Here is a 26,136-nt window from a genome sequence, read left to right on the forward strand (position 1 = left end):
CCGCCCACCCGATTACAGCCACCGACTTCTCCATGCAAAAGAATAACCAGTTCGCCTTGTTGGCCCAGCGACGTTTCGCCCCTTTCTTCTGGACCCAGTTCCTCGGCGCGCTCAACGACAACGTCTTCAAGACCGCGCTGCTGACCATCCTGACCTACGACGCGCTGTCGTGGACCGACCTGGATACCGGGCTGCTCAACAACCTCATTCCCGGCCTGTTCATCCTGCCGTTCTTCTTGTTCTCCGCCACCGCCGGCCAGTTGGCCGACAAGCTGGAGAAGGGGCGCGTGGCGCGCTTCGTCAAGCTGCTGGAAATCGCCATCATGGCCGTGGCCGCGTATGGCTGGATGACCCATCATCTCTGGCTGCTGGTGGCGGCGGTGGTCGGCATGGGCATCCACTCGACCATCTTCGGGCCGGTGAAATACGCCTACCTGCCGCAGCAGCTGAAGCGCGAGGAACTGATCGGCGGCAACGGCGTGATCGAGATGGGGACGTTCGTCGGCATCCTGCTGGGCGAAATCCTGGGCGCGGTGCTGGTGGTGCATAAGCCCTGGGGGCTGGAGCTGGTGGCTGGCGTGACGCTGGGCATCGCCGTGCTGGGCTGGCTGGCCAGCCTGGGCATCCCGCACTCGCCGGCGCCCGTGCCCGAGTTGAAGGTCAACTGGAACCCGTTCACCGAGACCGTGCGCAACATCGGCTTTTCGCGCCGCAACCGTCCGGTGTTCCTGGCGCTGCTGGGCAATTCATGGTTCTGGTTTTACGGCGCCATCATGCTGGCGCAGTTTCCGCTTTATGCGAAGAATTACCTGCATGGCGACCATAGCGTGTTCGTGCTGCTGCTGGCGGTGTTCTCGGTCGGCATCGGCGCCGGTTCGCTGCTGTGCGAACGCCTGTCCGGCCACAAGGTGGAAATCGGCCTGGTGCCGTTCGGCTCCATCGGCTTGTCGGTGTTCGGCGTGGAACTCTACCTGGCCAGCCGCGGCTATGCGACGCCGGGCGCGGCGGTCGATATCGCCGGTTTCCTGGCGCAGGGCGGCAGCTGGCGCATCCTGGCCGATTGCCTGGGCATCGGCGTGTTCGGCGGGCTCTACATCGTGCCGCTGTTCGCGTTGATCCAGACGCGCTGCGACCCGGCCCACGTCTCGCGCACCATCGCCGGCATGAACATCATGAACGCGCTGTTCATGGTGGTGGCGGCACTGGTGGCGATGGTGCTGTTGAAGGCCGGCCTGACCATTCCCGAAATCTTCCTGGTGACCGCGATCCTCAATGCGCTGGTGGCGAGCTATATCTTCTCGCTGGTGCCGGAATTCCTGATGCGTTTCCTGGCCTGGCTGCTGATCCACACCTTCTACCGGGTGCGCATCGCCAACGGCCACGCCATCACCGAGCAGGGCGCCGGTGTGATCGTGTGCAACCACGTCAGCTATGTGGATGCCATCGTCATCATGGCGGCCAGCCCGCGTCCGATCCGTTTCGTGATGGACCACAAGATCTTCAAGATCCCGCTCTTGTCCTGGGTGTTTCGCACCGCCCGCGCGATACCGATTGCGCCGCTCAAGGAAGACCCGTGGCTGACCGAGAAAGCCTTCGTCGACATCGCCCAGGCATTGCATGAGGGCGAACTGGTTTGCATTTTCCCGGAAGGCAAGCTGACCCGCGACGGCGAGATCAATCCTTTCCGCGGCGGCGTGCAGAAGATTCTCGCCCGCACGCCGGTGCCGGTATTGCCGATGGCCTTGCGCGGCCTGTGGGGCAGCCTGCTGTCGCGCGACAGCAGCAATCCCTTCGCACGCTCCTTCAAGCGCGGGCTGTTTTCGCGGCTGGAGCTGGTGGTGGGGGAGGCGGTGCCGCCGGAGCAGGCGACGCCGGAGTTGCTGCAACAGAAAGTGGCGGCATTGCGCGGGCAGTGGAAGTAAGCGGCGCATGCCGTGGGGGCAGCGCCGGCAAGCCAGCCGCTCGCCGCCCGGCCCCGACGCTGGTAGAATCGATCCCTTACTCCGTCCACTGCGCATCCACTGCGATCAAGAATCATGTCCGGCAATACCTTTGGCACCCTCTTCACGGTTACCACTTTCGGCGAATCCCACGGCCCGGCCATCGGCTGCGTGATTGACGGCTGTCCGCCGGGAATGGCGCTGTCCGAGGGCGATATCCAGCCCGAGCTGGACCGCCGCCGTCCCGGCACCTCGCGCCATGTGACGCAGCGCCAGGAGCCGGATACGGTCGAGATCCTGTCAGGCGTATTCGAGGGCAAGACCACCGGCACGCCGATCGCGCTGCTGATCCGCAACCAGGACCAGCGCAGCAAGGATTACGGCAACATCCTCGACACCTTCCGCCCCGGCCATGCCGACTATGCCTACTGGCACAAGTACGGCATCCGCGATCCGCGCGGCGGCGGCCGCTCGTCGGCGCGCCTGACGGCGCCGGTGGTGGGCGCGGCCGCGATCGCCAAGAAGTGGCTGTTCGAAAAATACGGCACCACCTTCAAGGGCTGCATGAGCCAGCTGGGCGAGATTGAGATCCCGTTCGAATCCTGGGAGCATGTGTCCAACAATGCATTCTTCGCCGCCAATGCCGGCATCGTGCCGCAGCTGGAAGCGTACATGGATGCCTTGCGCAAGGAGGGCGATTCCATCGGCGCGCGCATCGACGTGGTCGCGCAGAACGTGCCGGTCGGCCTGGGCGAGCCGCTGTACGACAAGCTCGACGCCGAGATCGCCTATGCGCTGATGGGCATCAACGCGGTCAAGGGCGTGGAGATCGGCGCCGGTTTCCGCTCGGTGGCGCAGAAGGGCTCCGAGCATGGCGACGCGCTCACGCCGCAAGGCTTCGTCGGCAACAACGCCGGCGGCGTGCTGGGCGGCATTTCCACCGGGCAGGACATCACGGCCTCGATCGCCATCAAGCCGACTTCCAGCATTCGCACCCCGCGCCCGTCCATCGACAAGGCCGGCAACCCGATCGCGGTCGAAACCTTCGGCCGCCACGATCCCTGCGTGGGCATCCGCGCCACCCCCATCGCCGAGGCTATGCTGGCGCTGGTGCTGATGGATCACGCATTGCGCCATCGCGCGCAATGCGGCGACGTCAAGGTCGATACGCCGCAGTTGCGCTGATCGATTTTTCCCGAAACCAGGCCGGCCGTCGTCCAACGATCGCCGGCTTTGTTTTTGGCGAACCGTCTGCGCAAGCCATGGTCGAATCGCTCGCCTGAAATCGACAGGCGGGGAGTGAGAAATGGCGGCCAAGGCGGTATCATCGCTGTCAGGCATTCCTTCCCGACATCAAATATCAAATCTAACGGAGGCGGGCGTGGCGCTCATCAACCCCATATTGAAAAACAGCATGCTGGCCGTGGCGCTGGCAGGATTGGTCGCTTGCGAAACGGTGCAAACCACCCAGGGCGGCGCCGTCGGCATCGACCGCAAGCAGCAGATGCTGGTGTCGTCGCAGGAGATGGAGGCGGCTTCCAGCAAGGAATACGCGCAAGTGCTGGCGCAGGCCAGGGACAAGGGCCAGTTGAACCGCAGCGCCGCGCAGACGCAGCGCGTGAGGGCGGTTGCCAACCGCCTGATCCCGCAGACCGGGGTGTTTCGCCAGGATGCGCTGCAATGGAAATGGGAAGTCAACGTGCTGGCCTCGGACGAAGCCAACGCCTGGTGCATGCCCGGCGGGAAGATCGCGGTCTACAGCGGCCTGATCGACAAGCTCAATATCAGCGATGACGAACTGGCCGCGGTCATGGGCCATGAGATCGCCCACGCATTGCGCGAGCATGCGCGCGAGCGCGCTTCGCAGCAGGCGGTGGCCAATTCGGCCATTTCCCTCGGCGCGGCCTTGCTGGGCCTCGGCGATGTCGGCCAGCAAAGCGCCCAATATGCCTACATGGGATTGATGGGGCTGCCCAATTCGCGCGCCAATGAAACCGAGGCCGACCGCATCGGCGTCGAGCTGGCGGCGCGCGCCGGCTACGATCCCAAGGCGGCGGTGACCCTGTGGCAGAAGATGGCGAAGCTGGGCGGCGAGGAGCCGATGAAGTTCCTGTCGACCCATCCTTCCAGCGCGGATCGCATCGCCGACCTCACGGTGTATGCGCAACGCGTCGAGCCCTTGTACCGGCAATCCCGCAAGACGCGCTGAGCGATGCGAAGGCTTTAGTCGCTCAAGCCGAATCCATTGCCGGAAATGCCGTCCTTTTTCGATGCGCCGCTTCTTCTGCGTTTTTATTGCTGCTTCGCAGCATTATTGGCTGTTGTTGCCGCGCGCCGGAAAACGCGCCGGGAAGGGTAAGACCTGTCGCTTTATGGCATAATCGAATGCTATTTTCAACGCTCAGTGCCCTTTGCAGGACTGCAACATGCTCAAGACGCTTTACGACAAACTCTGGGAGTCGCACGTCGTTCATACGGAAGATGACGGTACCGCCATCCTGTATATCGACCGCCATCTGCTCCACGAGGTGACCAGCCCGCAAGCCTTCGAAGGCTTGAAGCTGGCCGGACGTCAACCCTGGCGTAATTCGGCCAACCTGATGGTGGCGGACCACAACGTCCCCACCACCGACCGGGCGCACGGCATCGCCGATCCCATCTCCCGCCTGCAGGTCGAGACCCTGGACGACAATGCCAAGGAATACAACCTGACGTATTTCGGCATGAACGACAAGCGCCAGGGCATCGTGCACGTGATCGGCCCTGAGCAGGGCGCCACGCTGCCGGGCATGACGGTGGTGTGCGGCGACTCGCACACGTCCACCCACGGCGCCTTCGCCGCGCTGGCGCATGGCATCGGCACTTCCGAGGTCGAGCACGTGCTGGCTACGCAGACGCTCTTGGCGCGCAAGTCCAAGTCCATGCTGGTGCAGGTCGACGGCGCGCTGCCGGCCGGCGTCACCGCCAAGGACATCGTGCTGGCCGTGATCGGCAAGATCGGCACCGCCGGCGGCACCGGCTACGCGATCGAATTCGCCGGCTCGACCATCCGCTCGCTGTCGATGGAAGGCCGCATGACGGTGTGCAACATGGCCATCGAAGCGGGCGCGCGCGCCGGCATGGTGGCCTTCGACGACACCACGATGCATTACCTGAAAGGCCGTCCGTATTCGCCCTCGGGCCCGCACTGGGAACGCGCCGTCAGCTACTGGCGTTCGCTGCATTCCGATCCGGGCGCCAAGTTCGACATGGTGGTCACGCTCAACGCCGCCGACATCAAGCCGCAGGTCACCTGGGGCACCTCGCCCGAGATGGTGGTGTCGGTCGATGCGCGCGTGCCGGACCCCGACAAGGAAAAGGACCCGACCAAGCGCGACGGCATGGAAAAGGCGCTGGCCTACATGGCCTTGAAGCCCAATACCCCGATCGAGGACATCCGCATCGACAAGGTATTCATCGGCTCCTGCACCAACTCGCGCATCGAAGACCTGCGCGAAGCGGCATCGGTGGTGCGCGGAAAATTCCGCGCTTCCAACGTCAAATTGGCGATGGTGGTGCCGGGCTCCGGCCTGGTCAAGGAACAGGCCGAGCGTGAAGGCCTGGACAAGATTTTCAAGGATGCGGGTTTCGAATGGCGCGAGCCGGGCTGCTCGATGTGCCTGGCCATGAACGCCGACCGCCTGGAACCGGGCGAGCGTTGCGCCTCGACCTCGAACCGCAACTTCGAAGGCCGCCAGGGCGCCGGCGGCCGCACCCACCTTGTGAGTCCGGCGATGGCTGCTGCCGCAGGAATCGCGGGGCATTTCGTGGATGTCCGTTCCCTGTAACCTGTAATAGAGAGAAAACCATGAGAAAAATCTCCGCCCTGTTCCTGTTGTTTGCCGCGCTCGGTTCGCTGGCCGGTTGCAATACCGTCGATGGTTTCGGCAAGGATGTGCAGACCGTCGGCGAAAAGATGCAGGACGCCAGCAAGAAGTAACAGGAAAGACCGCTCCGCACGCCATGGCGGAGCGGCCAACAGTTGAACAGCAAATAGGAAGGGCGCGCTTGCCGTTTGTGCATGTCGCGCCGACTCAGTGCCATGAATAAATTTATCGTCCATGACGGCCTGGTTGCACCGCTGGATCGCGCCAACGTCGATACCGATGCGATCATCCCGAAGCAGTTCCTGAAGTCGATCAAGCGCAGCGGCTTCGGCCCCAACCTGTTCGACGAATGGCGTTACCTCGACCACGGCGAGCCGGGCATGGACAATTCCAGGCGCCCGCTCAATCCCGACTTCGTGCTCAACCAGGAGCGCTACCAGGGCGCCTCGATCCTGTTGGCGCGCAAGAACTTCGGCTGCGGCTCCTCGCGCGAACATGCGCCGTGGGCGCTGGACCAGTACGGCTTTCGCGCCGTGATCGCGCCCAGCTTCGCGGACATCTTCTTCAACAACTGCTTCAAGAACGGCCTGCTGCCGATCGTGTTGCCGGAGCAGCAGATCGACCACCTGTTCAACGAAGTGAAGGCCTTCCCGGGCTATCGTCTGGTCATCGACCTGGAAAAGCAGGTCGTCACCACCGCCAACGGCAGCCAGGCTTTCCCGTTCGAGATCAGCGAGTTCCGCAAGTACTGCCTGATCAACGGTTTCGACGACATCGGCCTGACCCTACGCAAATCGGACATCATTCGTGCTTACGAAGAGAAACACCTGCACGAACAGCCCTGGCTGAGCAACACGATCTGAGGGTCGTAGGCGGTACAGCAAAGCAGGGCGGTCAGATGACCGCCCTTGTCATTCATAACCTTTGAACCATCTTGAGAAAAGAGAGTGCCATGAAGATTGCAATCCTGCCGGGTGACGGCATCGGTCCCGAAATCGTCGACCAGGCCGTGCGCGTCCTGAATTCGCTGGGCGAAAAGTTCGAGATGGAAACCGCACCGGTCGGCGGCGCCGGCTACGAGGCGCATGGACATCCGCTGCCGGACGGCACCCTCAAGCTGGCCAAGGAAGCCGACGCCATCCTGTTCGGCGCGGTGGGCGACTGGAAGTACGACAAGCTCGAGCGCGCGCTGCGCCCGGAGCAGGCCATCCTGGGCCTGCGCAAGCACCTGCAGCTGTTCGCCAACTTCCGTCCGGCGATCTGCTATCCGGAACTGACCGGCGCCTCTTCGCTCAAGCCCGAGCTGGTGGCGAACCTCGATATCCTGATCGTGCGCGAACTCAACGGCGACATCTATTTCGGCCAGCCGCGCGGCATGCGCGAAGCGCCGGACGGCCCGTTCAAGGGCGCGCGCGAAGGATTCGATACAATGCGCTATTCCGAACCGGAAATCCGCCGCATCGCGCACGTCGCTTTCCAGGCTGCGGCCAAGCGCGGCAAGCGCCTGTGCAGCGTGGACAAGGCCAACGTGCTGGAAACCTTCCAGTTCTGGAAGGACATCGTGACCGAGGTCGGCAAGGAGTATCCGGAGGTCGAGCTGTCGCACATGTACGTTGACAATGCCGCGATGCAACTGGTCAAGGCGCCGAAGAACTTCGACGTGATCGTGACCGGCAACATGTTCGGCGACATCCTGTCCGACGCCGCGGCCATGCTGACCGGCTCGATCGGCATGCTGCCCTCGGCCTCGCTGGACGCCAACAACAAGGGCCTGTACGAACCGTCGCACGGTTCGGCGCCGGACATCGCGGGCAAGGGCATCGCCAATCCGCTGGCGACCATCCTGTCGGCGGCGATGATGTTGCGTTTCTCGCTGAACAAGGCCCAACAGGCCGACCGTATCGAGAACGCGGTGAAGAAAGTGCTTGCGCAAGGCCTGCGCACCGCCGATATTTATGAAGCAGGCACCACCAAGGTCAATACCCAGCAGATGGGCGAGGCCGTGGTCAAGGCGCTTGGCTAAAGGACAATCCCGCCGCAAGGCGGGTTGCTCGCCGGATGGTCCGGCAAATGTGTTCAATCGACGTTGATAACCATGGAAGTTCTAGGATTTACTAATAGGGAAAGATGATGAAACTGGTTGGTTTGGTTGGCTGGCGTGGAATGGTGGGTTCGGTCCTGATGCAACGCATGCAGGACGAGGGTGATTTCGATCACATCGAACCGGTATTTTTCTCGACCTCGAATGCAGGCGGCAAAGCGCCGTCGTTCGCCAAAACGGCAACGACGCTGAAAGACGCCAACAGCATTGAAGAGCTGAAAAAATGCGACATCATTATTACCGCGCAGGGCGGCGACTACACCACCGAGATCTTCCCCAAGCTGCGCGCGGCCGGCTGGGACGGTTATTGGATCGATGCGGCGTCGACCCTGCGCATGAAGGATGATGCGGTGATCGTGCTGGATCCGGTCAACAACAATGTGATCAAGGACGCGCTGGCCAAGGGCGTCAAGAATTACATCGGCGGCAACTGCACCAACTCCATCCTGCTGATGGGCGTGGGCGGCCTGTTCAAGGAAGGTTTGGTCGAGTGGGTCAGTTCCATGACCTACCAGGCCGCTTCCGGCGGCGGTGCCAACCATATGCGCGAGCTGTTGAAGGGCATGGGCGTGATCAACGCGGCAGTGGCCGATGAACTGGCCACGCCGTCGTCGGCGATCCTGGACATCGACCGCAAGGTCGCCAAGACCATCCGCGAAGACGTGCCGACCGAGTTTTTCGGCGCGCCGCTGGCCGGCGGCCTGATCCCCTGGATCGACGCGCAGCTGGAAAACGGCCAGTCCAAGGAAGAGTGGAAGGGCCAGGCCGAAGTCAACAAGATCCTCGGCAACGAGAAGATCATCCCGGTCGACGGCCTGTGCGTGCGTATCGGCGCGATGCGTTGCCACAGCCTGGCGCTGACCATCAAGCTGAAGCGCGACCTGCCGCTGTCGGAAATCGAATCGATCATCCGCGCCGGCAACCAGTGGGTGAAATGGGTGCCGAACGAGCGTCCGGTCACGGTCAAGGAACTGACTCCGGCGGCCATCACCGGCGGCCTGGAAATCGGCGTGGGCCGCGTGCGCAAGCTCAACCAGGGGCCGGAATACATCTCGGCCTTCGTGATCGGCGACCAACTGCTGTGGGGCGCGGCCGAACCGCTGCGCCGCATGTTGCGCATCATCCTGGGCAACCTGAACTAGGTTTGCCCGGCAGTCGGCCGGATAGGCGGGTTTGATGCGTTTAGGGCCTGGTAACAGGCCCTGGGGCTTGCCTACATCGTTGTCAGTCTGCAACAATAGCCCGCCAGTGACCATGCAAGTGGTGACTGGCGGGTTTTTCTCGTCTTGAGAACTTGGTTACACTTGCGGGTGTAAGTTCTTGATGATAAGTTGAAAATCTAAATTCATTTCATGAAAGCCAACAAAATGTGGCTGGCATGCCGGCGGGATGGCCCAGTAAAGATCGCTGGCGCCATTGCTGATGCGGGCAAGCCAACAGGCTGAATTTGCTGGAGTTGATGAAATGGGTCTGAAGCCTGACTCTTCGCCCCCTGCGAGAGGCATGCTCCCCGGTGGGGCTGCCGATGGGTACAGAGCAGAGCCGGAACCGGCGCAACATCCGGGATCCGGGCGTCAACATGCACCAATCACCGCTTCCATTTGATTGAACAAGAGCGTGACGGGTTCTTAGCGGAACGTTTCTCTACGCCATATAAAACATGCCTCTGAATACAAACAAGACGCTCCCCCTGTCACAGATCAAGAAACTCAGCGCCGCGCTGGCATTGGCGCTGGCCATCCCGCTGGGCGCGCATGCCGCCGGCCTGGGCAAGCTGACCGTGCTGTCTTCCCTGGGCCAGCCGCTGCGCGCCGAGATCGAAGTCACCTCGGTGGGCGCCGACGAGGCGGACAAGCTTTCGGCCAAGCTGGCGTCGGCCGAGGCATTCAGCCGCGCCAACGTCGATTACAACCCCATCCTGTCGTCGCTGAGTTTCGCTGTCGAACAGCGCCAGGGACGCCATTTCATTCGCATCAGCTCGTCGCAGCCGGTCAGCGAGCCGTTTGTCGACCTGTTGCTGGAACTGTCGGCCGGCAATTCGAAACTGGTGCGCGAATACACCTTCCTGCTCGACCCCGCCGACAGCAAGACGCCGCGCAATGCCCAGGTCGCGCCGTTGACGCCGGGCGCGACGGCCGCCAAGGCTGAATCGACGCCAGCGGCTGCATCCGAGGCGCCGTCCCCGGCGTTGCAGCAGGTAGTGCCTGCCCGGCCGGCGCCGACGACAGTGGCTGCCGAGGCAACGCCGGCGCCAGCGGCGCGCGCGCAGATTCCGGCCAGCGGCGAAGAGCCCGCGACCACGATTGTCCAGCGTCCGGCCCCATCGGCATTGGCCGAAGAATTGATCCGTCGCCAGCAAGCATCCCCGGCCGCTACGCCTGAGTCTGCCAGCCCCGGGGCCGTGCCGGTGGCGGCAGGGCAGGCGGCGTCGGGCGAAGTGGCGCGGCCTGCGGCGGGCAAGGCAGCGGAGTACCGTGTCAAGCAGGGCGACACCCTGGCCGGCATCGCCTTGCGCAACAAGCAGGCCAACGTCTCGCTGGATCAGATGCTGATCGCGCTGTACCGCGCCAACCCTGACGCATTCATGGGCAATAACATCAACCGCCTGCGGGCCGGCCACATCCTGGCGCTCCCCGACCAGCCGACGGCGTCGGCAGTCGACCAGGATGAAGCGCATGGCATGGTGGTGGCGCAAGCGCAGGATTTCAACGCCTACCGCAACAAGCTGGCCGCGCAGGTCGCCAACGCACCCGCCGGCAAGCCTGGCGCCGACCGCCGCAGCGCAGGCGGCAAGATCACTACCCGGGTGGAGGAGCGTTCCGGCACAGCGTCCGCCAAAGACCGGCTGGAACTGTCGCGCGCCAACGGCGGCAAGGGCAATACCGGCAATGCCGGTTCGGCCGAAGAGAAGGCGGCGGCCGAGCGCGCGCTGTCCGAGGCCAATGACCGCGTCAAGGAGCTTGAGAAGAACGTCAGCGATCTCCAGAAGCTGCTGGAAATGAAGAACAAGGCCATCGCCGACCTGAGCGAGCAGCAGAAGCCGGCCGATGCCGCCCAGGCCGCGCCGGCACCGGATGCCGCCAAGCCTGGCGAGAAACCGGCCGAGCCCGAGGCGGCGCCGGCTCCGGCCGCCCCTGCGCCGGCAACGCCAGCCGTCCCGGCGCCTGCCAAGCCGGAGTCCAAGTCCGGCTTCATCGACAGCGTGCGGGAGAACCCGTACATCCTCGCGGGTGTCGGCGGCGCTGCCGCGCTGCTGGTCGCGGCATTGGGCGTGGTTGGCCTGCGCCGCCGCAAGAAAAAGGCGGAAGAGCCCGCGGCGGAAGACGCCGCGGAGCCTGAGCCTGCGTCTGCCCCCCCGGCGGCGGCAACTGCGGCCGTAGCTGAGGCCGATGCTGCTGTCGATGCCGAGCCCGTGCCGCCAGCCGCGGCAGAAGAACCGGCGGCGGAAGCGGCGCCGGCCGAGGAGGAAGGCCCGGTCGATCCGATCGCCGAGGCTGACATGTACATCGCTTACGGCCGCGACGAACAGGCCGAGGATATCCTCAAGCTGGCCTTGCAGACCCAACCCGAACGCCAGGCGCTGCATTCCAAGCTGCTGGAAATCTACGCCAAGCGCCAGGACGTGGACAGTTTCAACAAGGTCGCCCTCGACCTGCATCAACTGAGCGGCGGCCTGAATGAGGCATGGGTCAAGGCCGCCAGCCTGGGCATCGTGCTCGATCCGACCAATCCCCTGTACGGCGGCACGCCCGAAGCGCCGGCAGCGCCCGAGCCGGAAGAGCCGGGCATGGAGTTCGACCTGAGCGACTTCAAGGGCGCCGAGATCCAGCCATCCGCGGCCATGCCGGCGGTCGACCTGGGCAAGGATATCGATTTCGATCTGGACTTGGAGAATGGCGCCAAGCCGGACGACAACGAACCGATCCTGCCCGCATCGACTTCCGCCTCATCCTTGCTCGACAGCGGCGATGATGCCAAGCCGGCCATGAGCCTGGCCGACCTCGACCTGGATTTGCCGGCCGAGCCCCCGGCGCCGTCGCCGTCGGCCAACCTGCTGGAAGAGGATGAAGAATCGGCTTTCGAGGCGGAAATGACCACCAAGCTGGATCTGGCCGCTGCGTACCAGGAGATCGGCGACAAGGAAGGCGCGCGCGAATTGCTCGAAGAAGTCACGCGCGGCGGCAACGACGCCCAGGTGGCGCGGGCCAAGGACATGCTGTCGAAACTGGCCTGAACGCATCGAGCGATTACAATAGCTCCATCTCGCGGGCGCCTCGCATGAGGTGCCCGTTTGTTTTTGTGGTCCCGCATAGCGGGGCCGCATGCGTGCAATACATGCAATACATGTAATACGTGCAATACACACCAAGGCAATGACAGATACATCAGGACAATCGGGCGCGGCGGCAGAACAGGGCGCAGGCCTGCGCCGCGTGGCGCTGGGCGTGCAATACGACGGCTCGCAATGGCAGGGCTGGCAGACCCAGCCGCACCGCCAGACGGTGCAGGACCAGCTGGAAGCCGCCCTGGAGCGTTTCACCCTGCAGCGCATCGCCACTACCTGCGCCGGCCGTACCGACTCGGGCGTGCATGCGCTGGAGCAGGTGGTGCATTTCGACACGGCCATCGCGCGCGACCTGTTCTCATGGGTACGCGGCACCAATGCCTTCTTGCCGCCGAGCATTGCCGTGCGCTGGGCTTGCGAACTGCCTTATGTGGACGATGCCGCCATTGCCGCCTTGGCCGCGCAGACGGAAGAGGCGCACGGCGCCGGCCGCACCGCCATGCCGGCGCAATTCGGTTTCCACGCACGCTTTTCCGCGGTGGCGCGCACGTATCACTATGTGCTGTACAACCATCCGGTGCGCTCGCCGCTGCTGGCCGGCAAGGCCGGCTGGACCTTCCGTCCGCTGGATGCCGAACGCATGCACCGGGCCGCGCAGCACCTGATCGGCGAGCACGACTTCACCAGTTTTCGCGCGGTCGAATGCCAGGCCAAGTCGCCGGTGCGGCAGATGGAAAGCATCACCGTGCGCCGCCACGGCGATATGATCGTATTCACCTTGAAGGCCAATGCCTTCCTGCACCACATGGTGCGCAACATCGTCGGTTCGCTGATCTTCGTGGGCAACGGCAATCAGCCGCCGGAATGGATCGCCCAGGTGCTGGCCCAGCGCGACCGCAGCCGCGCCGCGCCGACCTTCATGCCGGACGGCTTGTATCTGGCGCGCGTCGACTATCCCGACACCTGGGCCCTGCCGCAGGAAGCGCGCGCCTGGCCCTGGTTGTAGCGGCGACACCCCAGCCCATGAACAACCGATAACTATCGCAGGTGCCATTGCCATGACCCACCGTACCCGAATCAAGATCTGCGGCCTGACCCGCAAGGAAGACGTCGCCGCCGCCGTGGCCAGCGGGGCCGATGCCGTCGGTTTCGTGTTCTACCCCAAGAGTCCGCGTTATGTGACCGCGCAGCAGGCCGCCGAACTGGCCGCCGGCGTGCCGCCGTTCGTCAGCACGGTCGGGCTGTTCGTCAACCCGAGCGTCGAAGAGGTGAGGGCAGTGCTGGCGCAGGTGCCGTTGACGCTGTTGCAATTCCACGGCGACGAGACGCCGCAGCAATGCGCGGCTATCGCCGCCGCCGTGGTGCGCCCCTTCATGCGCGCCGCGCGCATCGGAAGCGCTACGCAGCCTGCTGATTTGCTAGAATACGAGCTTCAATATCGCTCTGCCAGCCCGTTCTTCAACGGCTTGCTGCTCGACACCCTGGTCGAGCAATATGGCGGCAGCGGAAAGGTCTTCGATTGGTCAGTCATTCCAAAAGAACTCGCGCCTCGGGCCGTTTTAAGTGGTGGCTTGAGCGTGCACAACGCCACTGAGGCGGTGGCTGGCGTTCGTCCCTATGCGGTCGACATCAGCAGCGGTGTCGAAGCCGCCAAGGGCATCAAGGATGCCGCCAGGATTGCCGCCTTCATACAAGCGGTTCGCCTGGCGGATGCTACGCAAGCGTAGCGCGCAACCTGTACAGAGGATTTCCATGAAAGAACTCAATCCGCTCGGCAACTTCGCCGAGCGCCAAGCCATTGCACCCGCCGCCTTGCACCAGTCGGCGCCTTACAACATGCCCGACGCGCGCGGCCACTTCGGCCCCTACGGCGGCAGCTTCGCGGCCGAGACCTTGACGCTGGCCCTGACCGAGCTGCGCGAAGCCTACGCCCACTACCAGCATGACGAGCAGTTCCTGGCCGAGTTCCACACCGAGCTGAAGCACTTCGTCGGCCGCCCGAGCCCGATCTACCACGCCAGGCGCTGGTCCGAACTGGCCGGCGGCGCGCAGATCTACTTCAAGCGCGAAGACCTGAACCACACCGGCGCCCACAAGATCAACAACGTGATCGGCCAAGCCCTGTTGGCCAAGCGCATGGGCAAGAAGCGCATCATCGCCGAGACCGGCGCCGGCCAGCATGGCGTGGCGACCGCCACCATCTGCGCGCGCTTCGGCATGGAGTGCATCGTCTACATGGGCAGCGAGGACGTCAAGCGCCAGCTGCAGAACGTCTACCGCATGAACCTGCTGGGCGCCAAGGTGGTGCCGGTGGAGTCCGGCTCCAAGACGCTCAAGGATGCCTTGAACGAAGCCATGCGCGACTGGGTCACCAACGTCGAGTCGACCTTCTACATCATCGGCACCGTGGCCGGCCCGCATCCCTACCCGATGATGGTGCGCGACTTCCAGTCGGTGATCGGCAACGAGTGCATCGTGCAGATGCCCGAGATCGCCGCGCGCCAGCCCGACTACGTGGTGGCGGCGGTGGGCGGCGGCTCCAACGCCATGGGCATCTTCTACCCTTACATCGACTACCAGGACGTCAAGCTGGTGGGCGTCGAAGCCGCCGGCGACGGCCTGGATACCGGCCGCCATTCGGCCTCGCTAACGCTGGGCTCGCCGGGCGTGCTGCACGGCAACCGCACTTACCTGCTGCAGGACGAGAACGGCCAGATCATCGAGACCCATTCGGTCTCGGCCGGCCTCGACTATCCGGGCGTGGGCCCGGAACACGCATGGTTGAAGGACAGCGGCCGCGCCAGCTACGAATGCATCACCGACGAAGAGGCGCTGGAGGCGTTCAACACCTGCTGCCGCATCGAGGGCATCATTCCGGCGCTGGAGTCCAGCCACGCGCTGGCCTACGCGGCCAAGCTGGCGGCCACGCTGCCCAAGGACAAGATCGTGTTGGCCAACCTGTCCGGCCGGGGGGACAAGGATATGCATACCGTGCAGCAGCGCCAGGGCTAAGCCCCGGCCGGATGCCTCACGTGGCCCGGCCGGCCCTGCCGTCCGGGCATGCAGCCTGAACAACCACGGAACACGCAAAGACCATGTCCAGAATCCAACCGACTTTCTCCAAGCTGGCCGAGCAGAAGCGCAAGGCCCTGATTACCTTCATCACCGCCGGCGACCCGGCGCCGGAACTGACCGTGCCGCTGATGCACGCGCTGGTGGCCGGCGGCGTCGACATCCTCGAACTGGGCGTGCCGTTCTCCGACCCGATGGCCGAGGGCCCGGTGATCCAGCGCGCCTGCGAGCGCGCCCTGAAGTTCAACGTCAGCACCCGCGACGTGCTCGGCTATGTGCGCCAATTCCGCCAGACCAACAGCCATACCCCGGTGGTGCTGATGGGCTACGCCAACCCGATCGAGCGCTTTGGCATCGATGCCTTCATCGCGGCCGCCAGGGAGGCGGGCGTGGACGGCACCATCGTGGTCGACTATCCGCCGGAAGAGTGCGAAGAGTTTGCGCAGAAGATGCAGGCCAACGGCATGGATCCGATCTTCCTGCTGGCGCCGACCTCGACCGAGGAGCGCATCCGCCAGGTGGCCAAGGTCAGCAGCGGCTTTTCATACTACGTGTCGCTCAAGGGCGTGACCGGCGCCGGCCATATCGACACGGCCGAAGTGGCCGAACGCATCGCCGCCATCCGCCAGCACGTCAAGCTGCCGATCGGCGTGGGCTTTGGCATCCGCGACGGCGCTACCGCGAAAGCGGTGGGCGCGGCGGCGGACGCGGTGGTGATCGGCAGCCGCATCATCTCGGAACTGGAAAACACGCCGCCCAACAAGGCATGCGAAGCGGTGCAGGCCTTCGTGGCCGATATCCGCCGGGCGCTGGACAGCTGAGACGGCCGGCATTGCCGTGCGGCATGAAAAACGCCTCCGGTTTGCCTCCGGAGGCTTTCTTTTTTGGCAACCCTGCCGGGCCGGATGCCCCGGAAAGGCCCTCCGGCCAGCCTTGCCTGGCTTTACGTGCGTCGTTGGCGGCCTCTGGTACAATGCGCCACCGGAAATTTGAAAGAGGACTCTATGAGCTGGCTCGAGAAGTTATTGCCACCCCAGATTCAACGCGGCTCCACCAGCCGCAAGGCTATCCCGGAAGGCCTGTGGGTCAAGTGCCCCTCCTGCGAAGCAGTGCTTTACCGTACCGACCTGGAGTCCAATCTCCACGTCTGCCCCAAGTGCAGCCACCATATGCGCATCCGCGCCCGCGCTCGTCTCGATGCCCTGCTCGACGAAGGCGGCCGCTATGAGATCGGCCAGGAGGCGCTGCCGGTCGACACCCTCAAGTTCAAGGACAGCAAGAAGTACCCCGACCGTCTCAAGGACGCCATGGAATCCACCGGCGAAACCGATGCCATGGTGGTCATGGGCGGCGCGATCATGACCCTGCCGGTTGTGGTGGCGTGCTTCGAATTCGAATTCATGGGCGGCTCCATGGGCTCGGTGGTCGGCGAGCGCTTCACCCGCGGCGCCCAGGCGGCGCTGGAGCAGAAAGTGCCGTTCATCTGCATCACCGCCACCGGCGGCGCGCGCATGCAGGAAGGCCTGCTGTCGCTGATGCAGATGGCCAAGACCACTGCCATGCTGACCAAGTTGTCGGAAAAGAAACTGCCGTTCATCAGCGTGCTGACCGACCCCACCATGGGCGGCGTGTCGGCCTCGTTCGCCTTCATGGGCGACGTGGTGATGGCCGAGCCCCGTGCGCTGATCGGCTTTGCCGGCCCGCGCGTGATCGAGAACACGGTGCGCGAGAAACTGCCGGAAGGCTTCCAGCGCGCCGAATTCCTGGTGACCAAGGGCGCCATCGACATGATCGTCGACCGCCGCCAGATGCGCGAGGAAATCGCCCATTTGCTGGCCCTGCTGCAAAACCAGGCGGCCGAAACCATTTCCTGATACGCGGTATACTTCAGGCCCGGATTTGCTGGACAGCAAATCCGGGCTTTGTTTTTTGCAGATTTGTTTTTTCCATCGAGCGGCGCCATGACATCGCAAGCATCCCCAACCCCTAGCAGCCTCAACGAATGGCTGGCCCTGCTGGAGCAGCGCCACTTCAAGCAGATCGACATGGGGCTGGATCGCGTCATGCAGGTCAAGCAGAAGCTCGATATCCGGTTCGACTGCCCGGTCATCATGGTGGCCGGCACCAACGGCAAGGGCTCGACCTGCGCCATGCTGGAATCGATCCTGAGGCGCGCCGGCTACCGCGTGGGCCTCTACATCAAGCCGCATTTCCTGCACTTCAACGAGCGCGCCCGCATCGACGGCGACATGGCCAGCGACGCCCAACTGATCGCCGCCTTCAACGCCGTGGAAGCGGGACGCATTGAAAGCGGCGACGTCTCGCTGACCTATTTCGAATTCACCACGCTGGCCATCATGAAGCTGCTGGCCGACGCCAGGCTGGACGTGGCGATCCTGGAAGTCGGCCTGGGCGGCCGGCTGGATGCGGTCAACGTAGTGGATGCGGATGTGTCCATCGTCACCAGCATCGACATCGACCACACCGAATACCTGGGCAACACGCGCGAGGAGATCGGCTTCGAGAAGGCCGGCATCTTCCGTCCCGGCAAGGCCGCCGTCTGCGGCGATCCGGTGCCACCCAAGTCGCTCATTGCCCATGCCGAGAAGATCGGCGCCGACCTGTGGCTGTTGGGGCGCGACTTCAATTACCAGGGTGACAAGCAGCAATGGGCCTACGGCGGACGCGGCATGCGCCGCAATTCGCTGGCTTACCCGAGCTTGCGCGGGGCCAACCAGATATTGAACGCATCGGCCGCGCTGGCCGCGCTGGAAGCGCTGCGCGAGGTATTGCCGGTGGGCGCGCAGGACGTGCGCACGGGCCTGGCCACGGTCGAACTGCCGGCGCGCTTCCAGGTGCTGCCGGGCCAGCCGCTGGTGATCCTGGACGTGGCGCACAACCCGCACGCGGCCGCCACGCTGGCGCAAAACCTCGACAACATGGGCTTTCATCCCTACACCTATGCGGTGTTCGGTTCCATGCTGGACAAGGATATCGAAGGCGTCATCGGCCACCTCAAGGACAAGATCGATCACTGGTGCGTGACCGATTTGCCGCTGCCGCGCGCTGCTACGGCGCAACAACTCAAGGATGCCCTGCTGGAAGCCGGCGTGGAGCCGGAATTCAAGCCCGATGCGGCGCGCAGCATCGAGACCTTCGACACGCCCGCTGCCGCGTACGCAAATGCCCTGAGCAGAGCAGGGGAGAATGATAGAATTGTGGTTTTCGGATCCTTCCTTACCGTGGCGGGCGTGATGCAAGTGCGCCGTCCCGGTTTGCACTGATTCCGGAACGGATCCAGAGGCCGGCATACGCGCGCCGCATCCGCAAGCAAGGCGCGCATGCCAGACAGACGGGTGAATACCCTCCCAGCCGCGCCAGGGCCTGATGTGCCGGGCAGTTTTTTCAGACATTCAGATCAATTCAATTCGACTCCGCATGGGCTTGTTCTCGTTTTTCCGTAAAAACAAGCAGGAATCTGCTTCAGACCAGGGCGAATTCCGTTCGCGTTCCGCGGAGGAAACATCGGTTCTGCGCAGCCGCAGCAACCGCGCATCCAATACGCCGGGCCGTGCCCCGGGCGGACGCGGCAAGGCCGGCAAGGAAGCCGCAGCCGACCCGCTGCTGCCGGAAAAGAAACGCGCCCGCCGCCGCCTGATCGGGGCCGTGGCGCTGGCGCTGGCGGTAGTCATCGTGCTGCCGATGATCCTCGATTCCGAGCCGAAGTCCCTGAACGAAGACATCGCCATCCAGATTCCATCCAAGGACCAGCCGGCCGCCAATGCCATCGCTGGCGGCGCGCAGTCCGACCAGGGCGCGCAACCTGGCGGCGAGAAGCTGGCGTCGGCGGCGTCGGCCCTGGACCAGAAGGAAGAAATCGTCGAGCCGACCAGCGTCAACCCGGCGCCTGCCGCGGCGGCGCAGGCAGCCCCGGCGGCCCCATCCAGGCCGGCGGAGAAACCCGCCGCCAAGCCGGAAGAAAAGAAACCGGCCGCGGCCGAGCGCAAGGAAGAAGCGAAGAAGGAAGCGCCGAAGAAGGAAACACCCAAGCCCAAGGCGGCCGAGCAGGGCGACGATGCGCGCGCACTGGCGATCCTGGAAGGCAAGTCGGCCTCCGGCGCCGACAAGAAACCGGCGGCGGCCGGCGGCAAGTTCGTGATCCAGGTCGCCGCGCTGGCGACCCAGGACAAGGTCAATGAATTGCGCAACAAGCTCAGTGGCGCCGGCATCCATTCCTTCACGCAGAAGATCGCGACCCAGTCGGGCGACCGCACGCGCATCCGCGTCGGCCCGTTTGCCAGCCGCGACGAGGCCGAGAAGATGGGCGCCCGCATCAAGAAGCTGGGCCTGAATGCGACCATCATTCCGGCTTGAATTTGAGCGCCGATAGCGCCATATTGTCATCGTGACGATCTTTGACTACCTGGTGCTGCTGGTGATGGCCTGTTCGGTCATCATCGGCACCTTGCGAGGCTTGGTGCGCGAAGTGCTGTCGCTGGCGAGCTGGATCGTGGCGCTGGTGGTGGCCAATGCCTATGGCGAAGCGCTGGCGGCCATGCTGCCGGAAGCGGTGCCCGGCGAATCGACACGACTGATTGTGGCATTCATCGCCTTGTTCATCGGTACCCGGCTGTTGATGGCGCTGGTATCGAGAACCTTGAGCGAATTGATCAAGGCCAGCGGACTGACGCTGGTCGACAGGGGATTTGGCAGCATCTTCGGTGTGGCGCGCGGTGTGCTGATCGTGGTGGCGGTGGCGTTGTTGTGCGGCACCACCTCGATCCCGCAGCAGCCATTCTGGAAAGATGCGGTATTGAGCCCGTGGGTGGAAGAGGCGGCGCTGTCGGTGATGCCGTTCCTCCCGGGCAAGTTTGCCGAGCATGTGAGTTTTTCCGTCCCTGTCTGATGCCACGGCATCGGTCGCGGTTTGCAGTAGCGGTTCATTTTCGTTTTCGTTTTTCGTTAGGAGTCCACCATGTGTGGCATCGTCGGTATCGTCTCTCATAGCCCCGTCAACCAAATGCTGTACGACGCGCTGCTGCTGCTGCAGCACCGCGGCCAGGATGCGGCGGGCATCGCCACCAACCATCACCAGGGTTTCTCGATGCACAAGGCCAACGGCCTTGTGCGCGACGTGTTCCGCACCCGCAACATGCGCTCGCTGCCCGGCAACACCGGCATCGGCCAGGTGCGTTACCCGACCGCCGGTTCGTCCAGCGAAGAAGAGGCGCAGCCGTTCTATGTCAACGCGCCGTTCGGCATCATCCTGGCGCATAACGGCAACCTGACCAATGCGGACCAGTTGAAGATCGAGATGTTCAAGAACGATCGCCGCCACCTCAACACCGATTCCGACACCGAAGTCCTGCTGAACGTGCTGGCGCACGAACTGCAACTGGCCACCACCGGCTACTCGCTGGATCCGGCGGCGCTGTTCAAGGCGGTGGCCATGGTGCACAAGCGCGTACGCGGCTCCTACGCGGTGGTGGCGCAGATCGCCGGCCACGGCTTGCTGGGCTTCCGCGACCCGTACGGCATCCGTCCGATGTGCCTGGGCTTCAACGAGAGCGACAAGGGCATCGAATACATGATGGCCAGCGAGTCGGTGGCGCTGGAAGGCATGGGCTTCCGCTTCCTGCGCGACGTCATGCCGGGCGAGGCGATCTTCATCGACAACGACGGCAAGCTGTACAACCAGCAATGCGCCGAGAACCCGACGCTGAACCCCTGTGCCTTCGAATACGTCTACCTGGCCCGTCCGGACTCGATCATCGATGGCGCCTCGGTCTATGGCACCCGCCTGAAGATGGGCGAGTTCCTGGCCGACAAGATCCGCCGCGAGTTCAAGCACGGCGAGATCGACGTGGTCATGCCGATCCCCGATTCCTCGCGTCCGGCCGCTATGGAGCTGGCCCTGAAGCTGGGCATCGAATACCGCGAAGGGTTCATCAAGAATCGCTATATCGGCCGCACCTTCATCATGCCGGGCCAGGCGCTGCGCCGCAAATCGGTGCGCCAGAAACTGAACGCCATCGGCAGCGAATTCAAGGGCAAGAACGTGCTGCTGGTGGACGACTCCATCGTGCGCGGCACCACCAGCCGCGAGATCGTGCAAATGGCGCGCGAGTCCGGCGCCAAGAACGTGATCTTCGCTTCGGCCGCGCCGCCGGTGAAGTTCCCCAACGTCTACGGCATCGACATGCCTACGCGCGACGAACTGATCGCCTACGGCCGCACCGAGGAAGAAGTATGCCGCGAGATCACCGCCGACTCGCTGGTGTACCAGGACGTGGAAGCGATGAAACGCGCCATCTCGGAATGCAATCCGGCGCTCAAGAACTTCGAGGCTTCCTGCTTCGACGGCAATTACATCACCGGCGACATCACGCAGGAATACCTCGACCGCATCGAGTACGCCCGCAAGAACCCGAAGCCGGCGCTGGAAGATGTGGTGCGCTCGCAGCTGAACCTGAACCTGGCGCGCGTGGACTGATCCGATACCCCTCGCGCCGCCAGGAAACGACGCCGGTTGCCGCTCACGCGGCGCCGGCGTTTTTCATTGGAGCGGATGCCGCCAAACTGGCTTATCATTTCGGATTCCCGTCACCGGTTGCGTGCCGCTGGCCCAACTCCTGCCCAACCCCTGCATTTCCCGATTCCGCGATGAACGATAAAAAGACCTACGGCTTCACCACCACCATCCTGCACAGCGACCGGCAAAAAGACATCGAGCACGGTTCGCTGCACAAGCCCATCCACACCTCGGTGGCCTTCGGCTACAAGGATGCGCGCCAACTGGCCGAAGTGTTCCAGGGCAAGCAGCCCGGCTACCGCTACGGCCGCCAAGGCAACCCGACGGTCGCCGCGCTGGAAGACAAGATCAACAAGATGGAAGGCGGCAAGTCCACCATCTGCTTCGCCACCGGCATGGCCGCCATCGGCGCCATCGTCCAGGGCCTGTTGCGCGAGGGCGATCATGTGGTGTCGTCGGCCTTCCTGTTCGGCAATACCAACAGCCTGTGGATGACGGTGGACGCGCAGGGCGCCAAGGTGTCGATGGTGGATGCCACCGATGTGAAGAACGTGGAAGCCGCGATCACCCCGCAAACGCGCCTGGTGTTCGTCGAGACCATCGCCAACCCGCGCACCCAGGTGGCGGAGCTGCAGCGCATCGGCGAGCTGTGCCGCCAGCGCGGCATCCTCTACGTGGTGGACAACACCATGACCTCGCCTTACCTGTTCCAGCCCAAGGCGGTGGGGGCGGGCCTGGTGGTCAACTCGCTGACCAAGTCGATCGCCGGCCACGGCAATGCGCTGGGCGGCGCGCTGACCGATACCGGCGAATACGACTGGACCCGTTATCCGCATATCGCCGACAGCTACAAGAAGAACCCGGCGCCGCAGTGGGGCATGGCGCAGATCCGCGCCAAGGCCTTGCGCGACTTCGGCGCGTCGCTGGGCCCGGAAGCGGCGCACCACATCGCGGTCGGCGCCGAAACCATGGCGCTGCGCCTGGAGCGCGAATGCAAGAACGCGCTGGCGCTGGCGCAGATGCTGGACGCCGACGATCGCGTGGCGGCGGTGTACTACCCCGGCCTGGCGTCGCATCCCCAGCATGCGCTGTCGAAGCAATTGTTCCGCTCCTACGGCAGCCTGCTGTCGTTCGAACTGAAGGACGGCATCGACTGCTTCGACTACCTGAACCGTTTGCAACTGGCGGTGCCGTCCAGCAACCTGGGCGACACCCGTACGCTGGTGATCCCGGTGGCGCATACCATTTTCTACGAGATGGGCGCCGAGCGCCGCGCCGGCATGGGAATCGCCGAATCGCTGATCCGCGTGTCGGTGGGACTGGAAGACACCGACGACCTGGTCGGGGATTTCCGCCAGGCGCTGGATGCCTGAGCGCCGCCGAGGCTGAAATAAAAAATGCCCGCGCTCGAAAGAGGCGGGCATTTTTGTTGCAGTCGTCCCGGCCAACGCCGGGAGACAGTCATGTTGAGCAGGCGTCGATGCCTTGGCAACGTTGCCGGTTACGGCACCAGATTGGCCACCGCTTCGCGGTCGGCCCACTTGGTGATATAGCTGGGCTTGAAGGTCTGGAAACGTTCGATCAGCACCGCCGGATCGGCCTCATGCATCATCAGCTTGGACTGGTCGGCGCTGACAAAGCGCTGCGACACCAGATGGTCGACGAAGGCGATCAGGTTGTTGTAGAAGCCTTCCACGTTGTACAGGCAGATCGGCTTGTAGTGGAAGCCCAGTTGCGCCCAGGTCAGCACCTCGAACAGCTCTTCCAGCGTGCCCATGCCGCCGGGCATGGCGACGAAGCCGTCCGACAGTTCGGCCATCATGGCCTTGCGTTCGTGCATGTCCTTGACGATGTGCAGGCGGGTCAGGCCGTTGTGGCCGAGTTCCTTGTCCAGCAGCGCCTTGGGGATGACGCCGGTGGCTTCGCCGCCCAGCTTCATGATTTCAGTGGCGATGATGCCCATCAGGCCGACGTTGCCGCCGCCATACACCAGCGCAATGTTGTTCTTGACCATTTCCTGGGCCAGCTTGCGCGCCGCGTCGGCATACGCCGGGGTAGCGCCGGGGGAAGAACCGCAATATACGCAAATCGATTTCATGTGTCCTCTGCAATGTCCGTCAATACAATGGCAAATGGCTGTTGTGTTTCTTTGCCGGAAAGCAAACACTCCATTTAATCTCAGAACATGTTATACCATGCTCTTAGTGCGGTGCAGCATAAACTTGCCCGATGACAGAAGGATGACATAGCGGCAGGATGGCGGTGTATCCGGTGGGAGGTCTCGAAAGGACATCATGCAAAACAAGATCGTCAGTCTGGCCTTGCAGGGCGGCGGTTCGCACGGCGCCTTTACCTGGGGCGTGCTGGATCGCCTGCTGGAGGATGGCCGGCTTGAGTTCGAGGGCATCAGCGGCGCTTCTGCCGGCGCCATGAACGCGGTGGTGATGACGCAAGGCTATGTGCAGGATGGACGCGAAGGCGCGCGCGCCGCGCTGGAACGCTTCTGGACCAGCCTCTCCACGCGCGAACCCTTCGATTTCATCCAGCCGGACTTTGCCGCGGCCGTGCCCAATCCCGCGCCCATGCCGGGCATGCGGACCTTGCTGGCGATGACGCGCTTTTTCTCTCCCGCGCAGTTGAACCCGCTGGACATCAATCCCCTGCGCGACATCCTCACCGAGCAGGTCGATTTCGAACGCCTGCGCGAGCAGCGCGATGTCAAGCTGTTCATCGCCGCCACCCAGGTCAGCACCGGCATCCTGAAGATTTTCCGCAACCGCGAGCTGTCGGTGGACGTGTTGCTGGCCTCGGCCTGCCTGCCTTCATTGCACCGGCCCATCGAGATCGACGGCGAGGCCTACTGGGATGGTGGCCTGACCGCCAATCCGCCGATCTTCCCGCTGCTGCATGCCTGTTCCGCGCGCGATGTGATGGTGGTGCTGCTGCATCCCAGCCGGCGCGGGGGAACGCCAACCTCCAGCCACGATATCGGCCAGCGGCTGTCGGAGATCAGCTTCAGTTCGGCCTTCTTCACCGAGCTGGGCGGGTTGGCGCTGGCCAAGCGCGAGGCCGAGAATTCCGCGGTGGCCTTCGGTTCGCTGGAGCGGCGCCTGCGCCAGCTCAACATGCACATGATCGATGCCAATGAACTGATGGAGCAGTTGAGCAACCTCTCCAAGCTCAATACGCAAGCCAGCTTCATCCGCAGCCTGCACCAGCAGGGGCGCGAGCGGGCGTCGGAATGGCTGGAGCAGAACTTCGCCCGTATCGGGAAGGAGTCCACCTTCGACCTGGGACGCTTCCTGCAATGAACCGCTTCGGCATTGTTGTGATGCTTCGCGCACGATCGTTCTAATTTGTCTATACTCTGCTGCTTCATCCATGCAGCACGACAAAGACGACCATGACCCAGCCCGGCGCCCACGATAAGCCATCCCGATCGGAATTCCTGCAGGTGCGCGGCCTGCGCTACCACGTGCGCCACTGGGGCGACCCCGGTGCGCCGAAGCTCTTCATGCTGCATGGCTGGATGGATGTGTCGGCCTCGTTCCAGTTCATGGTCGATGCGCTGCAGGGCGACTGGCATGTGATCGCTCCCGACTGGCGCGGCTTCGGCCTGTCCGAGCGCACCCATGCCGACTCCTACTGGTTTCCCGATTACCTGGCCGATCTCGATGCCATCCTGGCGCACTATGCCGGCGCAGAGGCCGAAGAGGCCGTCGACCTGCTGGGCCACAGCATGGGCGGCAACGTCGCCACCCTGTATGCCGGCGTGCGGCCGCAACGCATCCGCCGGCTGATCAACCTGGAAGGCCTGGGCCTGCCTTCGGCCAGGGCAGAGCAGGCGCCGGGCCGCTTCGCGCAATGGATGGACGAGGTGCGCAACCGGCCGCTCATGCGCGGCTACGATTCGCTGCAAGAGGTGGCCGCACGGCTGCAAAAGAACAATGTGCGGCTGTCCGACGAGCGCGCCGCCTTTCTGGCGCCGCATTGGGCGGCGCAGGATGCGGCCGGCCTGTGGCAGATCCTGGGTGATCCGGCGCATAAGCAGGTCAGCCCCATCCTGTACCGTGTCGACGAAATGATGGCCTGCTGGAGCCAGATCACGGCGCCGGTGCTGTGGGTCGAGGCCAAGGAGAGCGATATCTGGCGCTTCTTCGGCCAGCATGCGCTGATGCGCGACGAGATCGATCGCCGCATCGGTTTCATTCCCAAGGTGCAGGTAGAGATGATCGGCGACGCCGGCCATATGCTGCACCACGACCAGCCCGAGCTGCTGGCGGCGCTGGTCGAGCGCTTCCTGGCCCGGCCGGCCTGAGCCGGCGGCGGCGCGGGAGGCG

At 64.0% G+C, this 26,136-nt stretch carries 22 protein-coding genes; 21 read left to right on the forward strand and 1 reads right to left on the reverse strand.

Annotation, left to right across the window (positions count from 1 at the left end; genetic code table 11):
- Positions 1-32: 32 nt before the first annotated feature.
- From FB597_RS01200 to FB597_RS01290, 19 genes are all read left to right on the forward strand, one after another.
- On the forward strand, positions 33-1,922 hold the full coding sequence (locus FB597_RS01200; protein WP_141912946.1) for an MFS transporter: 1,890 nt from the start codon (positions 33-35) through the stop codon (positions 1,920-1,922).
- A gap of 114 nt (positions 1,923-2,036) precedes the next feature.
- Positions 2,037-3,125, forward strand: a complete 1,089-nt coding sequence (gene aroC, locus FB597_RS01205; RefSeq protein WP_141912949.1) for a chorismate synthase — start codon at positions 2,037-2,039, stop codon at positions 3,123-3,125.
- Between the two features lie 229 nt (positions 3,126-3,354).
- A complete protein-coding gene (locus tag FB597_RS01210; RefSeq protein ID WP_183405820.1) occupies positions 3,355-4,149 on the forward strand; it encodes a M48 family metallopeptidase in 795 nt (264 codons plus the stop codon).
- A gap of 217 nt (positions 4,150-4,366) precedes the next feature.
- The gene (gene leuC, locus FB597_RS01215; protein WP_141912954.1) at positions 4,367-5,767 is read left to right on the forward strand and encodes a 3-isopropylmalate dehydratase large subunit; all 1,401 of its coding nucleotides are present in this window, start codon (positions 4,367-4,369) and stop codon (positions 5,765-5,767) included.
- A gap of 20 nt (positions 5,768-5,787) precedes the next feature.
- Positions 5,788-5,919, forward strand: a complete 132-nt coding sequence (locus tag FB597_RS01220; RefSeq protein ID WP_141912956.1) for an entericidin A/B family lipoprotein — start codon at positions 5,788-5,790, stop codon at positions 5,917-5,919.
- Positions 5,920-6,021: 102 nt separating this feature from the next.
- Positions 6,022-6,669 carry a 3-isopropylmalate dehydratase small subunit gene (gene leuD / locus FB597_RS01225; protein ID WP_141912958.1) on the forward strand — a complete coding sequence of 216 codons (648 nt, stop codon included), beginning with the start codon at positions 6,022-6,024 and terminating at the stop codon, positions 6,667-6,669.
- 89 nt (positions 6,670-6,758) lie between these two features.
- Positions 6,759-7,829, forward strand: coding sequence for a 3-isopropylmalate dehydrogenase (leuB, locus tag FB597_RS01230; protein ID WP_141912960.1), 1,071 nt, complete (start codon positions 6,759-6,761; stop codon positions 7,827-7,829).
- 107 nt (positions 7,830-7,936) lie between these two features.
- Entirely contained in the window at positions 7,937-9,049 is a 1,113-nt protein-coding gene (asd, locus tag FB597_RS01235) for an aspartate-semialdehyde dehydrogenase (RefSeq protein ID WP_141913342.1), read from the forward strand.
- Between the two features lie 518 nt (positions 9,050-9,567).
- Positions 9,568-12,141 carry a FimV/HubP family polar landmark protein gene (locus tag FB597_RS01240; protein ID WP_144767697.1) on the forward strand — a complete coding sequence of 858 codons (2,574 nt, stop codon included), beginning with the start codon at positions 9,568-9,570 and terminating at the stop codon, positions 12,139-12,141.
- Positions 12,142-12,280: 139 nt separating this feature from the next.
- A complete protein-coding gene (locus FB597_RS01245; protein WP_141912965.1) occupies positions 12,281-13,198 on the forward strand; it encodes a tRNA pseudouridine(38-40) synthase TruA in 918 nt (305 codons plus the stop codon).
- Between the two features lie 52 nt (positions 13,199-13,250).
- Positions 13,251-13,919: a phosphoribosylanthranilate isomerase gene (locus FB597_RS01250; protein WP_141912968.1), complete on the forward strand. Its 669-nt coding sequence runs from the start codon at positions 13,251-13,253 to the stop codon at positions 13,917-13,919.
- Positions 13,920-13,944: 25 nt separating this feature from the next.
- Entirely contained in the window at positions 13,945-15,204 is a 1,260-nt protein-coding gene (trpB, locus tag FB597_RS01255; protein ID WP_141912970.1) for a tryptophan synthase subunit beta, read from the forward strand.
- Positions 15,205-15,287: 83 nt separating this feature from the next.
- Complete coding sequence (trpA, locus tag FB597_RS01260; protein ID WP_141912972.1) at positions 15,288-16,085, forward strand: tryptophan synthase subunit alpha; 798 nt, start codon at positions 15,288-15,290, stop codon at positions 16,083-16,085.
- A 183-nt stretch (positions 16,086-16,268) separates the two neighbouring features.
- A complete protein-coding gene (gene accD, locus FB597_RS01265) occupies positions 16,269-17,138 on the forward strand; it encodes an acetyl-CoA carboxylase, carboxyltransferase subunit beta (protein ID WP_141912975.1) in 870 nt (289 codons plus the stop codon).
- A gap of 87 nt (positions 17,139-17,225) precedes the next feature.
- Positions 17,226-18,548 carry a bifunctional tetrahydrofolate synthase/dihydrofolate synthase gene (gene folC, locus FB597_RS01270; RefSeq protein ID WP_141912977.1) on the forward strand — a complete coding sequence of 441 codons (1,323 nt, stop codon included), beginning with the start codon at positions 17,226-17,228 and terminating at the stop codon, positions 18,546-18,548.
- 154 nt (positions 18,549-18,702) lie between these two features.
- A complete protein-coding gene (locus FB597_RS01275; protein ID WP_141912979.1) occupies positions 18,703-19,638 on the forward strand; it encodes an SPOR domain-containing protein in 936 nt (311 codons plus the stop codon).
- A gap of 31 nt (positions 19,639-19,669) precedes the next feature.
- Positions 19,670-20,170, forward strand: a complete 501-nt coding sequence (locus FB597_RS01280) for a CvpA family protein (RefSeq protein WP_141912981.1) — start codon at positions 19,670-19,672, stop codon at positions 20,168-20,170.
- A gap of 69 nt (positions 20,171-20,239) precedes the next feature.
- Positions 20,240-21,757, forward strand: coding sequence for an amidophosphoribosyltransferase (gene purF, locus FB597_RS01285; RefSeq protein ID WP_141912983.1), 1,518 nt, complete (start codon positions 20,240-20,242; stop codon positions 21,755-21,757).
- Positions 21,758-21,927: 170 nt separating this feature from the next.
- Positions 21,928-23,169, forward strand: a complete 1,242-nt coding sequence (locus tag FB597_RS01290) for a cystathionine gamma-synthase family protein (protein ID WP_144767700.1) — start codon at positions 21,928-21,930, stop codon at positions 23,167-23,169.
- A 128-nt stretch (positions 23,170-23,297) separates the two neighbouring features.
- On the opposite strand, the gene FB597_RS01295 is transcribed toward FB597_RS01290, so the two are convergent.
- A complete protein-coding gene (locus tag FB597_RS01295) occupies positions 23,298-23,894 on the reverse strand; it encodes a TIGR00730 family Rossman fold protein (protein ID WP_141912989.1) in 597 nt (198 codons plus the stop codon).
- Positions 23,895-24,090: 196 nt separating this feature from the next.
- Between FB597_RS01295 and FB597_RS01300 the strand changes: the two genes are divergently transcribed.
- Positions 24,091-25,107 carry a patatin-like phospholipase family protein gene (locus tag FB597_RS01300; protein ID WP_141912991.1) on the forward strand — a complete coding sequence of 339 codons (1,017 nt, stop codon included), beginning with the start codon at positions 24,091-24,093 and terminating at the stop codon, positions 25,105-25,107.
- A gap of 92 nt (positions 25,108-25,199) precedes the next feature.
- Positions 25,200-26,114, forward strand: coding sequence for an alpha/beta fold hydrolase (locus FB597_RS01305; RefSeq protein ID WP_141912994.1), 915 nt, complete (start codon positions 25,200-25,202; stop codon positions 26,112-26,114).
- Positions 26,115-26,136 lie beyond the last annotated feature (22 nt).

Origin of the sequence: Herbaspirillum sp. SJZ099 (assembly GCF_007828355.1) — a bacterium.
GTDB lineage: Bacteria > Pseudomonadota > Gammaproteobacteria > Burkholderiales > Burkholderiaceae_D > Herbaspirillum.